Annotated in this window: 13 protein-coding genes and 2 pseudogenes; 5 read left to right on the plus strand and 10 right to left on the minus strand. The window is 69.2% G+C overall.

Annotated features, from left to right (window positions below):
- Positions 1-61 precede the first annotated feature (61 nt).
- The 6 genes and pseudogenes from N416_RS24295 to N416_RS0115230 form a co-directional block, all read right to left on the minus strand.
- Positions 62-1,435 (minus strand): DUF2599 domain-containing protein, encoded by a 1,374-nt coding sequence (locus tag N416_RS24295; RefSeq protein WP_155943385.1) that lies wholly within the window; start codon positions 1,433-1,435, stop codon positions 62-64.
- 98 nt (positions 1,436-1,533) lie between these two features.
- On the minus strand, positions 1,534-2,208 hold the full coding sequence (locus N416_RS0115210) for an isoprenylcysteine carboxylmethyltransferase family protein (RefSeq protein WP_024442964.1): 675 nt from the start codon (positions 2,206-2,208) through the stop codon (positions 1,534-1,536).
- Between the two features lie 10 nt (positions 2,209-2,218).
- Positions 2,219-3,838: pseudogene (locus N416_RS0115215) on the minus strand (ABC transporter permease); the annotation flags it as partial.
- A pseudogene (locus N416_RS0115220) lies at positions 3,821-4,755 on the minus strand (ATP-binding cassette domain-containing protein); the annotation flags it as partial. The pseudogenes N416_RS0115220 and N416_RS0115215, both read right to left, overlap by 18 nt.
- Entirely contained in the window at positions 4,745-5,380 is a 636-nt protein-coding gene (locus N416_RS0115225) for a TetR/AcrR family transcriptional regulator (RefSeq protein ID WP_024442967.1), read from the minus strand. The gene N416_RS0115225 and the pseudogene N416_RS0115220, both read right to left, overlap by 11 nt.
- 137 nt (positions 5,381-5,517) lie before the next feature.
- On the minus strand, positions 5,518-6,183 hold the full coding sequence (locus N416_RS0115230; RefSeq protein ID WP_024442968.1) for an O-methyltransferase: 666 nt from the start codon (positions 6,181-6,183) through the stop codon (positions 5,518-5,520).
- 192 nt (positions 6,184-6,375) lie between these two features.
- On the opposite strand from N416_RS0115230, the gene sigE reads away from it, so the two are divergent.
- From sigE to tatB, 4 genes are all read left to right on the plus strand, one after another.
- The gene (gene sigE, locus N416_RS0115235; RefSeq protein ID WP_081654597.1) at positions 6,376-7,167 is read left to right on the plus strand and encodes an RNA polymerase sigma factor SigE; all 792 of its coding nucleotides are present in this window, start codon (positions 6,376-6,378) and stop codon (positions 7,165-7,167) included.
- Positions 7,168-7,295: 128 nt separating this feature from the next.
- The gene (gene rseA, locus N416_RS0115240; protein ID WP_024442970.1) at positions 7,296-7,703 is read left to right on the plus strand and encodes an anti-sigma E factor RseA; all 408 of its coding nucleotides are present in this window, start codon (positions 7,296-7,298) and stop codon (positions 7,701-7,703) included.
- An 87-nt stretch (positions 7,704-7,790) separates the two neighbouring features.
- On the plus strand, positions 7,791-9,290 hold the full coding sequence (locus N416_RS0115245) for a trypsin-like peptidase domain-containing protein (RefSeq protein ID WP_024442971.1): 1,500 nt from the start codon (positions 7,791-7,793) through the stop codon (positions 9,288-9,290).
- Between the two features lie 11 nt (positions 9,291-9,301).
- Positions 9,302-9,694 (plus strand): Sec-independent protein translocase protein TatB, encoded by a 393-nt coding sequence (gene tatB, locus N416_RS0115250; RefSeq protein WP_024442972.1) that lies wholly within the window; start codon positions 9,302-9,304, stop codon positions 9,692-9,694.
- A 22-nt stretch (positions 9,695-9,716) separates the two neighbouring features.
- Here tatB and N416_RS0115255 read toward each other — a convergent pair whose 3' ends face one another.
- From N416_RS0115255 to N416_RS0115270, 4 genes are all read right to left on the minus strand, one after another.
- Positions 9,717-10,871 (minus strand): Mrp/NBP35 family ATP-binding protein, encoded by a 1,155-nt coding sequence (locus N416_RS0115255; RefSeq protein ID WP_024442973.1) that lies wholly within the window; start codon positions 10,869-10,871, stop codon positions 9,717-9,719.
- Positions 10,872-10,920: 49 nt separating this feature from the next.
- Positions 10,921-12,252 (minus strand): lytic murein transglycosylase, encoded by a 1,332-nt coding sequence (locus N416_RS0115260; protein WP_024442974.1) that lies wholly within the window; start codon positions 12,250-12,252, stop codon positions 10,921-10,923.
- Between the two features lie 117 nt (positions 12,253-12,369).
- A complete protein-coding gene (locus tag N416_RS0115265) occupies positions 12,370-12,888 on the minus strand; it encodes a DUF1003 domain-containing protein (RefSeq protein ID WP_024442975.1) in 519 nt (172 codons plus the stop codon).
- Entirely contained in the window at positions 12,885-14,183 is a 1,299-nt protein-coding gene (locus N416_RS0115270) for a magnesium transporter MgtE N-terminal domain-containing protein (RefSeq protein WP_024442976.1), read from the minus strand. The genes N416_RS0115265 and N416_RS0115270 overlap by 4 nt, the downstream gene beginning before the upstream one ends.
- Positions 14,184-14,207: 24 nt before the next feature.
- On the opposite strand from N416_RS0115270, the gene N416_RS0115275 reads away from it, so the two are divergent.
- The gene (locus tag N416_RS0115275) at positions 14,208-15,176 is read left to right on the plus strand and encodes a CoA ester lyase (protein WP_024442977.1); all 969 of its coding nucleotides are present in this window, start codon (positions 14,208-14,210) and stop codon (positions 15,174-15,176) included.
- Positions 15,177-15,204 lie beyond the last annotated feature (28 nt).

Consider the following 15,204-nt stretch of genomic DNA (forward strand, 5'->3'; position numbering starts at 1 on the left):
TCGCCACCGCCTCGCCGAGCGTGAAGCCATCTTCACGCTGGCGAGGCATCAGGCTCCGGCCTTAGAACGGCTCTTCCGCGCCGCCGGCGTTGCAGCCGTGGGCGAGCAGATCCAACGTGCTCACCTCCGGGCGCCACGGCTCCAGGTTCCAACTGGTCTTGCCGGGCTGGATGAACTCGGCGAACTGCCAGTGACACAGGAACTGTGCGCGCATACCGGCGTTGTTGGCCTCCGGGTTGCGCTTGAGGACCTCCGCCCAGGCCTGCTCGCCCTGGCGCAGGGTGCCGGGCTCGCCGGCCTCGGTTCGGGCGGTCTCGGTCGGATAGACACGCAAGCTGGTTCCGCCGTCATAGGTCACCCACTGGGTGTTGGCGACATACGGCGCCGCGCTGATGCCCGCGGCCCCCAGGAAGCCGCCGGAGCCGCCCAGGCCACCCGCGCCGCCTTCACCGCCGAGGCCGCCGTCGCCGCCGCGGCCGAACAACAGACCGCCCGCGCCGCCGTCGCCGCCGGCGCCGCCGTTTTCGTCCCCGTCGCCCGCACCGCCGGCGCCGCCGTCGCCCCCGCGACCCAGCCACCAGGCCCCGGCGCCGCCCACTCCGCCGTCACCGCCGATGTCTCCTGCCACACCGATGCCCCCGGCCCCGCCGGTGCCTCCGGTGCCCAGCAGCATGCCGACTCCCATGCCACCGGTGCCGCCGCCCGCGCCCGCACCGCCGGCACCGCCCGCCCCGCCCAGACCCATGAACCAGCCGCCGGCACCGCCGTCGCCGCCGGCGGATCCGGCCCCGCCCAGCCCGCCTGCGCCGCCGTTGCCGAAGAAGCCCGCGTCGCCGCCGGCGCCGCCGATACCGTCGATGCCCACGAGGCCGGCTCCGCCGTCGCCGAACAGGAACCCGCCATCACCGGCGTCGCCGAACCAGCCCCACTGACCGAACAGGCTGGTGTTGACGCCGTCGAACCCGTCGATGCCGTCGCCGATCAGATCGCGGCCGAACAGCGTGGCAAACGGTGCGTTGATCACGCCGAGGCTCAGCTCGCCGAACGGGCTGGACATCCACTGCTGCAATCCGGCGTGCAGCGGCGCGTAGATGTACTGGTTCACCAGCTCGGCGGTGTCGAGGGATTGGTTCGGGCCCGGCCAGGCCAGCACCGCGTCGATGACGTCGGAGAACAGCTTGTTGGTGGCCGGATCGAGTTGGTCGGTGAAGGACTGGACCAGCGCCATCAGGCTGCCCAGGTCGAGCCCGCCCGCTGCGCTGCCGGCGACCTCCACCGGTGCTGCGGCGTCGAGCAGCCAGTCCCAGTCCGCCTGCGCGGGGGCGGCGGCCAGCATCGGGGTGAGACCGACGAGCAGGGTGCCTGCTGCCGCAGCGGCCACTCGGGTGGGGGCAAGAGCGCGACCACCGCTGCCGCCTCGTACGCGTCCGCGCATGGCCACTGACCTCCCTGAGTCCCGCTAACAGCTAGAGCTCAGGGAACTATAAGTCAATTGTGTGCTCCGCGGTATCTGAGCGAGTCGGGCATCGCGCATCACCAGAGGTAGGGCAGCAACCGGTAACGCACCCGCTCGGTGTACTCGCGGTAGCCGCTGAGCTCGTGAGTCAGCAACTGCTCCTCATCGCCGATACGCAGCACCAGCACGACCAGACCGGGCACCACAAGCAGTAGTCCCCAATAGGAGCCGAGCGCGAGCGGGACGCCGATCATCAGGATCACGTTGCCGGTGTACATCGGGTGGCGCACCAATCCGTACAGGCCGGTCGAGACCAGCGTCTGGTCGGCCTCGACCGTGACATTGGCGGCGGCATAACCGTTCTGGATGACCACCGCCATGGCCAGCACCAGCCCGATCGCCACCAGCGCGTCGCCGATCAGGCAGACCGGTGTAGGGACCGCCGACCATCCCAGCCGGTGATCGAGCACGCTGACGACGAACATCGCCGGAAAGCAGACGAAGATGACGGCGATCACGATCCGCTGCAGGGGCCGCGTCTCGGCCGTCGGCCCGAAGCGCATCCGGCGCTCCAGGGCGGCCGGGTTGGTGCGGATCAGGTACATGCTCGGGATCCAGGTGGACAGGGCGAACACCGCGATGAACACCCAGGCCTGCCAGTAGTGCAGTGTCCCGGCGGGCACAAACAACAGCAGGCCGAAACCGATCAGGCCCAAGGTTCCCGAAAGCAAGCCTTTGCCAAGGGTTTTCATGCCGTCCCCCTCACGTGGTCAGATCCCTGCGCCGGAAAGCCTGAAAGCCCAGAGCGATCAGGGCGGCGTCGATGACCAACAGCACGATCAGCGGCGTGACGTGGAACGCGCCGTCCGCGACCACCGGAATATGGGCGAACGGTTCGAGGTCGAGCATCCACTGCGGCAGGCCGGAGATGGAGCCGAGCAGATACAGCGCGACGAACCCGGTAAGCACCGCCCACGCGGCAGGCGCGACTCTCGGGACGAGCCCGAACAGGGCGACCGCGCCGGCCGCGGGCAACCAGACCGCCGGCAGTTGCACCGCGGCGCTGCCCACCACCGCGGGCAACTGCCCGCTGAGGTCGCCGGCGGACGTTCCGTAGACGGTTCCGGCCACCAGCCCGGCGGTGAGCATCGCGAACGTCGACCCGGCCAGCGCGGCCACCAGATGACTGGCCAACCAGCGATCTCGTGACAACGCCCCGGCGAGCAGGGGCTCGGCACGCCTCGCGGTCTCCTCCTGATGCAGGCGCAGCACCAGCGACACCGCGAAAGCGGCGGCGACCATGCCCAGCATGCTGAAGGCCACCGCGACGAACGCGTGCTCCAGTGCGGCGGTACCGCCGAGCCGGACGACGATGTCGCGGGCGCGGTCGCTGCCCACCTCGTCGCCGATACCGTGCACCACGCTGCCGACCAGCAGGCCGTAGAGCACCAGGCCCGTCGTCCACAGCAGCAGCGCCGGGCGGTCGAGCCGCCATGCCAGGCCGAACGCACCGCTCAGTGTCGGCCCCGCAACGCGCGGGCCCGGTCGGTCGGCCACCAGCCCGGCGCCGACATCACGACGGGAAGCCAGTTGATAGGCCAGCCAGACGAGCACCCCCGTCAGTGCCAGCGGCAGCAGCAGCACCCACCAGCGCTCACCGGCGTACGGTCGGACCTGCAGTGACCAGCCCAGCGGCGACAGCCACGACAGCGCACCCGAGCCCGCGTCGCCCACGGCGCGCAGCGTGAAGGCGCCGGCGAGCACGCCGAACGCGGCGCCCCGGGCGAACCGGGCGCTGGGGGAGAGTTGGGCGGCAACCGCGGCCACGGCGGTGAACACCAGCCCGGAGCAGGCCAGTGCGGCCCCGAACGCACACGATCCGGCCGCCGGCACATCGGTGGTCAGCAGGCCCGCCGTCCCGATCACCCCAGTGGCCACCGATGCGCTCGCCGCCAACAGCAGCGCGCCGGTCAGCCCGGCGTAGCGGCCCACCGCGGTCGAGTCGATCAACTCGGTGCGGCCGGTCTCCTCGTCGGCGCGGGTGTGCCGGATCACGGTCAAGATCACCGCAACCCCGATCAGCAGATGGAACATCCCGGCTTTCCAGATGCCCACCGCGCCGAGGGAGTCGTTGTAGACCTGGCCGTACATCGCGCGTTGCGCCGGGCTGGCCATGATGGTCGCGGCCAGGCCGGCGCGGTCGGCGGCGGTGGGATAGATCGCTTCGATGCTTGCGATATAGACTCCGGCCAGCGGCAGCGACAACAGCAGCACCCACAGTGGCAGCACGATGCGGTCGCGGCGCAGGAACAGGCGCAGCAGCCCCAGCGTGCCAACGAGATTCGATCCACGCCGGCGGTACCGCGGTGCCGCGGACTGCGCGACGGCGGCGGTCATGTCCGGACCGTGTCGTAGTGACGCAGGAACAGCTCTTCGAGCGTCGGCGGCTGGCTGGTGAGGCTTCGCACGCCGGCCGCACCGAGCACCGCGATGAGCTCGGCGAGGCTGGCGCTGTCGACCTGGGCGTGCAGCACCGTGCCGGTGTAGCGCACGTCCGCGACACCCGGGATGCGGGTCAGATCACCGGGATCGCGCATCAGGTCAGCTTGAATCGAGGTGCGGCGCAGGTGGCGCAGCGATTCCAGTGAACCGCTCTCGACGACGCGCCCGGCCCGGATGATCGTCACCCGCTGGCACAGCGTCTCGGTCTCGGCGAGGATGTGGCTGGAGAGCAGAACGGTGGCACCGCGCCGGCTCGCCTCGGCGACGCACTGCTGGAATACGTTCTCCATCAAGGGGTCCAGCCCGCTGCTGGGCTCATCGAGCACGAGCAGTCGGGCGTGCGAGGAGAACGCGGAGATCAGCGAGACCTTCTGACGGTTGCCCTTGGAATAGGTCCGAGCCTTCTTGCTGGGGTCCAGATCGAAGCGTTCGATCAGCTCGTCGCGGCGGCGTTCGTCGATGCCGCCGCGCATCCGGGCCAACAGGTCGATGATCTCGCCGCCGGTCAGGGATGGCCACAGCGTGACATCGCCGGGCACGTAGGCGATCTCGCGGTGCAGCTCGACCGCGTCGGTCCAGGGATCACCGCCGAGCAGGCGTACGGTCCCGCGGTCGGCCTTCACCAGGCCCAGCAGGATGCGGATGGTGGTGGATTTGCCGGCGCCGTTGGGGCCGAGGAAGCCGTGCACCTCACCGCCGTAGACGGTCAGATCCAGCCCGTCGAGCGCCTTGACCTGACCGAAGTTCTTCTCCAGACCGCGGATTTCGATTGCCGGCCAATGGTTGTCAGGTCGCATCGGTTCCCCCTTGTTCGCTCGCTAGGAAGGCGTCGTACATGGTGCGGTCGGTCATCAGGCCCTCGGTGTACAACTCGAGTGCGGGTAGGACCATGTCGCGGGCGTAGTCGTTTAACACTGCGCGCAGATCGGTCGGGTTCTCGTGCATCTGCAGATACAGCAGGAATCCGCCGCCGTTGTTGATGGCCAGGAAGCGGGCCCGGGCTTTCGGGTCGCGGCTGGGTTTGAGGGTGCCGGCTCGGACGCCCTCGTCGAGGTAGCCCTCGGCGTTGTCGATCATCCTGCGCCACAACGTGTCTGCCAGCTCTCCGCCGGACTGCATGCTGCGGACCAGGTAGGCCATCATCGGCGCATAGGACTCGATCTCGGCCATGGCTGCGAACCACGTTCCCGGGTCGGCCGAGCGCATCGCCTCGGATTTGCCACTGCGGATCTCTTCGGCGACGAACTCGTCGCAGGCCTTGCGCAGCCCGACCTTGGAGCCGAAGTGGTGGATGACCAGGGCCGCGCTGACTCCGGCGGCCTCGGCGATGGCGCGGATGCTCACGCCGAATCCGTGCCGCCCGAACTGGTCGATGGCCGCATCGCGGATTTTCGCCGGAGCCGTCAGATCGGCTGAACGCATGTTCAATACGCTAAACACCCGTTCAGTCGGGTGTCAAGGCCTAGGCCCCCATTGGCGCGAGTGTGCGTGTTTGTACGTCAGAACGCGGCGTGTCGTGTGCAAACACGCACGCTCGCGGACAGCTGCGCGGCGACCGATTAGTCGCGCACGGCGGCCAGCAGGCCGTCTCCCAGCGGAATCAGCGCCGGGGTCAGCCGCTCGTCCACCGCGATCAGCCGAGCGGCTTCGCGCACCGCGATCACCTCGGCGTCGTTGGCCGTCGGATCTCCGGCCCGGCCGCCCAGGGCGGCCCGGTGCACCACGACCACGCCGCCGGGACGCAGCAGCCGCACGGCCTCCAGCACGTATTCGGGCTGGTCGATCGGGTCGGCGTCGACGAACACCAGATCGTAGGACTCGTCGGCGAGACGGGTCAGCACCTCTTGGGCGCGGCCGCTGATGAAGCGGGTCCGGCCGGGCCCGATACCGGCGTCACTGAACGCCTGCTTGGCGGTGCGCTGATGCTCGGGCTCGATGTCGATGGTGGTCAGCACCCCGTCTTCGCCCATGCCGGACAGCAGCCACAGTCCGCTGACGCCGGCCCCGGTGCCCACCTCGACCACCGCCTTGCCGCCGCTGAGCTTCGTCAGCAGGCTCAGCAGGGCGCCGACCGCGGCGCTGATCGACCCGACGCCGATCTCACCGGCCCGGTCGCGGGCGGCCGCCAAGACCGCGTCTTCGGTCATGGAGTCCTCGGCGTGCGCCAGAAGCGCGTCGGCCCGACTGCGCGGCGGCTCCCCGGAAGTGTCGTCGGTGCTGGACATGTCCGCAGCGTAGGACAAAGCCGTTTCGGCCCGCGCACCGGCGCGCCCGCCCGACACGCCCGGGCCGGGGGCCGTGTCCGAACTGTTATCTGGACGCATAACCGCACTGCGCGGCGCATTCGAACACAGGTTCACAGACGGCGTTCAGTGACAGCACAGAGCTGACATACCGCGATAGGTAACGGTATCGGCATGGAACGAGGTATGAACCGGCCTCGAGACGCTCGGAATACGAGGGGCCCGTTGCGCGTTGACCGCGATAGTGCGCTGCCGTCGCCTGACGGTGGCCCCGAGCTTGAGGACGTCGCCATAACCACTTTGCTGCCCCCGGTCGTCATGTCGCACCCGGCCACCCACTCGGACCGCTACTCCGAAACCGACTGGGTTGAACAGTCCGAGGAGCCACAGGGCACTGCGGTGTTTGACGCCACCGGAGACGTGACGGCCATGCCGTCCTGGGACGAATTGGTGCGTCAGCACGCCGACCGGGTCTACCGGCTGGCTTACCGGCTCTCCGGAAACCAGCAGGACGCAGAGGACCTCACCCAGGAGACCTTCATCCGGGTGTTCCGGTCGGTGCACAACTACCAGCCCGGAACTTTCGAGGGCTGGCTGCACCGCATCACCACCAACCTGTTCCTGGACATGGTGCGCAGGCGGGGTCGCGTTCGCATGGAGGCGCTGCCGGAGGATTACGACCGGGTGCCCGCCGATGAGCCGGACCCTGAGCAGATCTACCACGATGCGCGGCTGGATCCGGACCTGCAGGCAGCGCTGGACTCGCTGGCACCGGAGTTCCGGGCCGCGGTCGTGCTGTGCGACATCGAAGGTCTGTCCTACGAAGAGGTCGGTGCGACCCTCGGCGTGAAGCTGGGCACCGTGCGCAGCCGCATTCACCGCGGCCGGCAGGCCCTGCGGGACTATCTCGCCGCCCGAAGCGCCCAGCGTGACGGTTCGGCCTTCGGTGGTGTGGCGGCCGGCTGAGCCTCGGCCGGCGGTTCAACACCGCCCGGGCTTCCCCGTCTGCGGGCGGTATCGCGCTACATTCTTATTGGGCCTTTAGTCGGCCCGATCGAGTGCTGAGGTGGTAGGCGACAGGAGAGGAGTCCGGTGTGACGGACCGCGGAGGTGTCTTCCGTCGCGCGTTCTCCTGGCTGCCCGCTCAGTTCGCCTCGCAAAGTGACGCGCCGGTCGGCGCCCCGCGGCAGTTCGGGTCCACCGAACACCTATGCAGCGAGGCGATCACCGCCTACGTCGACGGCGAGCTGCGGATGAACGCCCATCTGCGCGCGGCCCACCATCTGTCGCTGTGTCCCGATTGCGCGGCGGAAGTGGAATACCAGGGCCGGGCGCGCTCGGCGCTGCGTGATTCGCATCCGATCCGGATCCCCTCGGCGCTGCTGGGCCTGCTGGCCCAGATCCCCGATTCCCCGGCCGATTGTGCGCCTGACGAGCCCACCAGGCCGATGTCTGCCGGGTTCGACGACGGCAAACCTCGAGAACGCCGCAAACGTCGGTAAGCTGGATCTCCAGCGGCGTCAGCGCCCGGTGATGCCGTGCGCGCGGAGCCTGGAAGCGCCCCAGGGCTGGACCCGGAAGAGGAATAGGTGAGCTCCAACAACGAGAACGCCGGCGGTAACCGCTTGGCTCCGCGACCCGTTTACCGGCCCCCTGTGGACCATGCCTCCAAGAAGGCGTTCGGCCGGCCGGACGGGGTGCCTGGTTCTTTCACACCCGCCGACGTTCGGCCGAAGAAGTACCGCGAGCAGGGCGAGTTCACTCCGCGTGATCTGCCGCCGGACCCGGTGCTCAAGGAGGCCTTCAGCCGGCCCTACGGCACCGGCCCTTCGCTGCAGCGCCATCCCGCCGACGCCGGGTCGCTGGGCCGCAACGGCAAGCCGGAGGGGTTGGAAGACACCGGGGACCCGTGGCGTGACCCCGCCGCCGGTGCCGCGCTCGGCTCGCCGGCCGTGGTCCCGCCGGTGCCGCGGGCAGCCGGCGAGTTGGGTGGCCGGCTCGGCGTGCGCGACGTGCTGTTCGGCGACCGGATCTCCTACCGTGCGCTGGCCACGCTGGGGGCGATCGCGCTGGCAATCGGCATGGTCGGCGGCTGGGTCGGACGTACCACCGCACAGGTCGTCGAGGCCTTCACGACGTCGAAGGTGACGCTGTCGACCAAGGGCAACGCCGAGGAGCCGGCCGGGCGGTTCGCCAAGGTCGCCGAGGCCATCGCCAACTCGGTGGTGACCATCGAGTCCGTCAGCGACGACCAGGGCATGCAGGGCTCGGGCGTTGTGATCGACGGCAAGGGCTACATCGTCACCAACAACCACGTCATCTCCGAAGCCGCCAACAACCCCAGCAAGTTCAAGACGACGGTGGTGTTCAACGACGGCAAAGAGGTGCTGGCCAACCTGGTCGGTCGCGACCCGAAGACCGACCTGGCCGTGCTCAAGGTCGACAACGTGGACAACTTGTCGGTGGCCCGTCTCGGTGACTCCGACAAGATCCGGGTCGGCGACGAGGTGATCGCGGCAGGCGCTCCGCTGGGTCTGCGCAGCACCGTGACCCACGGCATCATCAGCGCCGTGCACCGGCCGGTGCCGCTGTCCGGCGACGACTCCGACACCGACACCGTCATCGACGCGGTGCAGACCGACGCCTCGATCAACCACGGCAACTCCGGCGGTGCGCTGATCGACATGGATGCCCAACTGGTCGGCATCAACACCGCTGGAAAATCGTTGTCCGACAGCGCCAGCGGCCTGGGATTCGCCATCCCGGTCAATGAGATGAAGGTCGTGGCCGAGGCGCTCATCAAGGACGGCAAGATCGTGCACCCCACGCTGGGCGTGAGCGCCCGCTCGGTCAGCAACGCCATCGCCTCGGGAGCGCAGATCGCCAACGTCAAGGTGGGCGGCGCCGCGGAGAAGGGCGGCATGCTGGAGAACGACGTGGTGGTCAAGATCGGTGACCGCACCGTCGCCAACGCCGACGAGTTCGTCGTGGCCGTCCGCAACCTGGCCATCGGCAAGGAAGCGCCCGTCGAGGTGGTCCGGGATGGGCGCCATGTGACGCTGACGGTGACCCCCACCCCCGACAGTTAAAGTCCGCCTCGATGTTCGCGAATGTCGGCTGGGGCGAGATGCTGGTCCTGGTGGTGCTTGGGTTGGTGATCCTGGGCCCGGAGCGGCTGCCGGGAGCGATCCGATGGACCGCGGGTGCGCTGCGCCAGGCCCGTGACTACGTCGCCAACGCCACCGACCAGCTACGCGACGAGATCGGCCCGGAGTTCGATGACCTGCGGGCTCCGCTGAGCGAATTGCAGAAGTTGCGCGGCATGACCCCGCGGGCCGCGCTGACCCGACATCTGCTCGACGGCGACGACTCGCTGTTCACCGCGGTCGGTTCGCTGGCCGCCGAACCTCGTCCAATGCCGCCGATGCCGCCGATGCCGGCCGTGGTGCCCGATCCGGGTGGCCCGGCTCCCTTCGACACCGACGCCACCTAGCCACGGCTCAGCGCCAACAGGCTCAGCGCCGGGTGCCCCCGGTGTCCAGACCCAGCGACATCCCGACCAGTCCGCGTCGGCGGGTGGCCAGCTGATCGGCGACCCGGCGCAGTTCCTTGCCCGCTGCGGAGTCCGGTGAGAGCACCACCGGAGATCCGGAGTCGCCGCCGGTCACCATCTCGCTGTCGATCGGCACCTGGCCCAGCAGCGGCACCTCCCGGCCCATCGCCCGAGTCAGCCGCTCGGCTACCCGCTCGCCCCCGCCCTCGCCGAACAGATGCATGGTGGACCCGTCGGGCATGGCCAGCCCGGCCATGTTCTCCACCACCCCGACAACCTGCTGGCGGGTCTGCAGGGCGATCGCCCCGGCCCGCTCGGCCACCTCCGCGGCGGCCTGCTGCGGGGTGGTCACCACCAAGATCTCGGCCGACGGCACCAGCTGGGCCACCGAGATCGCGATGTCGCCGGTGCCCGGTGGCAGATCCAGCAACAGCACATCCAGGTCGCCCCAGTACACGTCGGCGAGGAACTGCTGCAGGGCCCGGTGCAGCATCGGGCCACGCCACACCACCGGGGTGTTGCCCTGGGTGAACATCGCGATCGAGATCACCTTCACGCCGTAGCCGATCGGCGGCATGATCATCGAGTCGACCTGGGTCGGCAGCGCGGTGACGCCCATCATCCGCGGTACCGAGTGGCCATAGATGTCGGCGTCGAGCACCCCGACGGACATGCCCCGCTCGGCCAGCGCGACCGCGAGGTTGACCGTCACACTCGATTTGCCGACCCCGCCCTTGCCGGAGGCGATCGCATAAACCTTGGTCAGCGAGCCCGGCTGGGCGAACGGGATGACCGGCTCCTTGGCGTCGCCACGCAGCTGTTTGCGCAGTTCGGCGCGCTGCTCATCGCTGAAGACGTCGAGGCTGACCTTGACCGGCCCGGTGCCGGGCACATCGTTGATGGCCGTGGTCACGCTGTTGGTGATCTCGGCCTTCATCGGACAGCCGGCGATCGTCAGGTAGATCGTGACGTGGACGCTGCGATCGTCCGCGATCTCAATGCCTTTGACCATGCCCAGCTCGGTGATCGGCCGCCGGATGTCGGGGTCCAGCACGCTCCCCAACGCTGCATAGATGGCGTCGTGCAGGGCTGCAGTGTCATCGCGATTCTCGGACATCGGAATCGAGTCTAAGGCAGTACGGCAGGGCCTCGGCCTGTGAGATACGTCAGGCCGTCGGGACGGCCTGCGGCCCGTCCTGCGGCACACCGGCGGGCACCGGTGGTGGCGGCATGCCCGGTACATCCGGCGGCGGCGGTGCGACGGCGTAGGCCGGCATCGGCGCCGGCGGGGCCAGCGGGGCCGGCGGGGCTTCCGGGGGGCCGAAGGGAGCCGGCGGGACGCCGTTGGGCGGCGCTGGTGGGACCGGCACGGCTTGGGGCTCCAGGCAGATCATCCGGCAGGCCGCCGAGGGACGGGGCAGCTGCTGTTGTTGCTGCTGCTCGGGCGAGGTCAACCACGGCGGCAGCCAGGGCATATTCGCCAGCTGGGTCTCCAGGCTGGACTGGCCCAAGTCGATCAGCGACGATTCGGCGGGGTGATTGGCCTGAGACATCCCGTGCATGCTGAGGGATTGCGGCCCGAGGCCTTCCGGGTGTTCCAGGTGCTCCAAGTGCAGGTCCGCGATCGGCGGTGCCGGGCCCACAATCGGTGGAAGGTCGACGGGCGCCACTCCGGTGGCGTAGGCCGCCGCCCACCCCATGACGTTCTCCGCGTAGGCCATCGAGTTGTTGTAGCGCAGGATCGCGGTCAGGACGTGCGACTGCTCGCGCAGGTTCATCCCACCGCTGCACAGGTACCGGGCTGCGGCCAGGGTCGCGTCGTAGACGTTCTGCGGGTCCGCTCGACCGTCGCCGTCGCCGTCGGCGGCATACCGCGACCAGGTTCCGGGCAGGAACTGCATGGGGCCCAGTGCGCGGGCGTAAACCACCCGGCCCGGGGCGCTGCTGGCCACGATGACTTCGTTCCCGGGCAGGGTGCCGTCCAGCGCCGGCCCGTAGATCGGCTGCAGCACGTTGCCGCGCGCGTCGGTGGCCCCGCCGTTGGCGTGCCCGGACTCGATGCGTCCGATCCCCGCCAGCAGGTTCCAGCTGATCCCACATTCGGGCGCGGCGACCGCCATCTGCTGCTCGGCGTTCTGGTAGGCCGCCAGCGCCGTCTTGGGGATCCCCAAGGTGCCCGGCGCGTAGACGACGGCGGCCGGGGGCGCCGACGGGGCGCCCGCGGCGACGTGCAGATTCGGCTGCGAGCGCGGTACCGCGATGACGGAAGGACCTGATGAGCGGCCGGACGTGTGCACCGAGGCCGCCAGCGGGGTGATCGCGGCATTGCGCAGCGGCAGCGAGGTCGACGGCGAGCGGGGCGTGGCGCCCACGGCGCCGGCGAAAACCAGCGGGGTGATGAAAGCCAGACCGAAGGCAGGTCGCAGGGCGGAACGGGCCGCCCGCCGCACCCTGGCAGCGCGGGACACGCGTTCCGGTGCGCCGCCCCCTGTTGGCACTCGACCGCCCCTTGTCCGCCTCGGAAAAGCCTCGCTAAACCGCTCAGGCTTCGTGAACTAGGTCACCATACCCAACACACGTCCTGCTGATGACCGTTATCTGGTCTGCGTCACGTGTCAGGACGATCGATGCGGGGAGTCTGAGGAGGAGAAATCGGGATCGGGACGTAGCGACTCCAACAGTTCCCGGACCCGCTCGAGTTCATGGTGCAGGTAGTCGCGTGTCGCGACCTCGCCGACCGCCAGGCGCAGCGACGCCAGTTCGCGGGCCAGATATTCGGTGTCGGCTTTGGTCTGTGCGGCCCGGCGGCGGTCCTCGTCCAGGCTGACCCGGTCACGATTCTCCTGGCGGTTCTGGGCCAGCAGGATCAGCGGAGCGGCGTAGGCGGCCTGGGTGGAAAAGGCCAGGTTGAGCAGGATGAACGGGTAGGGGTCCCACTTCAGGCTGACCGCGTAGATGTTCAGCAGAATCCATCCCACCACCAGCACGGTCTGAATGGCCAGGTAACGCCCGGTCCCGAAGAACCGTGCCACCGATTCGGTGAACCGGCCCAGCGCGTCGGGATCCAGATTCAGGCTGGGGAGCCGCGAGGTGCGGGGCGTGGAGAGCCGCTGGGATGTTGAGCGGTCGGTCACGACTGCCTCCCGGCGAGTTTCGGCCCCAGGTCCGGTTCGGGGGTTTCGCGCCAATCATCGGGCAGCAGGTGATCGAGCACGTCGTCGACCGTCACCGCGCCCAGCAGGTGGTTCTGCTCGTCGAGCACCGGCCCGCAGACCAGGTTGTAGGCGGCGAAGTAGCGGGTCAGCTCCGCCAGCGACACGTCCGGGTTCAATGCCGGCAGGTCGGAGTCCACGAAGCCGCCGATGAGTTCGGCGGGTGGTACCCGCAACAGCTGCTGCAGCGCGACAGAGCCCAGGTAGCGGCCGGTCGGGGTCGCGGTGGGTGCGCGCGTCACGAAAACCAGCGACGACAGCGCGGGAGTCAGGTCGGGGTCGCGCACCCGGGCCAGCGCCTCGGCCACCGAGGTGTCGGCGGTCAGCACCACCGGGTTGGAGGTCATCAGACCACCCGCGGTGTCGGGGGAGTGCTCCAGCAGGCGGCGCACCGGATCGGAGTCGTCGGGATCCATCCGCGCCAGCAGCGTCTCGGCCTCGGTGGGGTTCATCACGCCCAGCAGGTCCGCGGCGTCGTCGGGGTCCATCTCCTCCAGCACGTCGGCGGCCCGGTCGGTACCCAGCTGGCCCAGCACGACGGCCTGACGTTCTTCGGGCAGCTCCTGCAGGATGTCGGCCAGCCGGGCATTGTCCAGGGCGTTGATCACCTCGTAGCGGCGCTTGGGCGGCAGCTCGCGGATGGCGTCGGCGACCTCGATCGGACGCCAGCCCTCAAACTGCTGCAGCAGTTGCGCTACGCCCTGCCCGGGCATCGCCAGCGCCGACGGAGTCAGGCCCTGCACGTTGTGCCAGTCCACGATGTGTACGGCGGCGCGCCGGCCCAACCTGCGGGAGTGCCGCACCGCGATCCGGGTCACCAGCCAGTCACGCGTACGGCTCTGTTCGATGGCCAAGTCGGTGATCGCCACATCGACGCCGGCCAACTCGGGCAGCTCCGGGTCGGTGACCCGAACCTTGGTGTCCAGGACCTGACCGAGCACGAGTGCTTCACCGGGCCGCTGATTGAACTTGCGTAGGGACACCGTTCCGGTGTTGAGGGTGACGGCGTTGGGCTCGATCGACGCGACCCGCAGAATCGGCACGAAGATGCGTCTGCGGGTGGGAAGTTCGACCACAAGTCCCAGGACACGCGGCTGCTGACGAACAATGCTGAGGCTGACCACCACATCGCGGACCCGACCCACGGATTCGCCGAACGGGCCTAGCACCAGCATCCTCGCAAGCCGCGCTGCGTAAACCCTGTTGCTCGACGCCATGCTTGAAAGGGTAGGAGTATTTAGGTGACCAACGTGTATCGCCCCCGCCGTACTTGCCTGTCGGTACCTGGTAGCAGCCAGAAGATGATCGACAAGGCCAAGGGCCTGTCCGCAGACGAGGTCTTTCTCGATTTGGAGGACGCTGTCGCCCCAGCGGCAAAAGAGCAGGCCCGGACCCTGGTCGCCCAAGCGCTGACCGCGCGTGACTGGACGGCCCCGTTGCTCGGGGTACGGGTCAACGACTGGACCACGCCGTGGACCCATGCCGACCTGATCGAGGTGGTGTCGGCGGTCGGTGCCGCCGGTACCCGGCTCGATGTGATCGTGCTGCCGAAGGTCTCTGACGCCTCGCATGTGCAGGCACTCGACCTGTTGCTGACCCAGTTGGAGACCATCCACGGGCTGCCGGTCGGGCGGATCGGCATCGACGCCCAGATCGAGGACGCCCGCGGCCTGATGAACATCAACGCGATCGCCGCAGCGCCCCGGGTGCAGGCGCTGGTGCTGGGACCGGCTGATCTGATGGCCAGCCTCAATACCCGCACGCTGGAGGTCGGCGAGCAACCCGAGGGCTATACCGAGGGCGACGCCTACCATCACGTGCTGATGACGATCCTGGTGGCGGCGCGCGCCCACGGGGTCGCTGCCGTCGACGGGCCGTACCTGAAAGTGCGTGACGTCGAGGCGTTTCGGCGGGTGGCCGGCCGTTCGGCCGCGCTCGGGTACGACGGCAAGTGGGTGTTGCATCCCGATCAGATCGCGGCCGGAAACGAGATCTTCAGCCCGCGTCAATCCGAGTACGACCACGCCGAGTTGATCCTGGAGGCGTATGCGTGGCACACCTCGCACGCCGGGGGAGCCCGCGGTGCGGTGATGCTCGGTGACGAGATGCTCGACGAGGCCAGCCGCAAGATGGCTTTGGTGGTGGCGGGCAAGGGCCGGGCGGCTGGAATGCGCCGTGAGGCACCGCCGTTCGTGCCGCCGACGGACTAGCGCAGGGCTCCTAGTGTCCTGAGTCATT

This window comes from Mycobacterium sp. UM_WGJ, assembly GCF_000455125.1.
Lineage (GTDB): Bacteria > Actinomycetota > Actinomycetes > Mycobacteriales > Mycobacteriaceae > Mycobacterium.

What these genes read in the sequence shown, in the direction of transcription:
- N416_RS24295 (WP_155943385.1), bottom strand. Translation starts at nt 1,435, where the DNA reads ATGCGCGGACGCGTACGAGGCGGCAGCGGTGGTCGCGCTCTTGCCCCC.
- N416_RS0115210 (WP_024442964.1), bottom strand. Translation starts at nt 2,208, where the DNA reads ATGAAAACCCTTGGCAAAGGCTTGCTTTCGGGAACCTTGGGCCTGATC.
- N416_RS0115225 (WP_024442967.1), bottom strand. Translation starts at nt 5,380, where the DNA reads ATGCGTTCAGCCGATCTGACGGCTCCGGCGAAAATCCGCGATGCGGCC.
- N416_RS0115230 (WP_024442968.1), bottom strand. Translation starts at nt 6,183, where the DNA reads ATGTCCAGCACCGACGACACTTCCGGGGAGCCGCCGCGCAGTCGGGCC.
- sigE (WP_081654597.1), top strand. Translation starts at nt 6,376, where the DNA reads ATGGAACGAGGTATGAACCGGCCTCGAGACGCTCGGAATACGAGGGGC.
- tatB (WP_024442972.1), top strand. Translation starts at nt 9,302, where the DNA reads ATGTTCGCGAATGTCGGCTGGGGCGAGATGCTGGTCCTGGTGGTGCTT.
- N416_RS0115255 (WP_024442973.1), bottom strand. Translation starts at nt 10,871, where the DNA reads ATGTCCGAGAATCGCGATGACACTGCAGCCCTGCACGACGCCATCTAT.
- N416_RS0115270 (WP_024442976.1), bottom strand. Translation starts at nt 14,183, where the DNA reads ATGGCGTCGAGCAACAGGGTTTACGCAGCGCGGCTTGCGAGGATGCTG.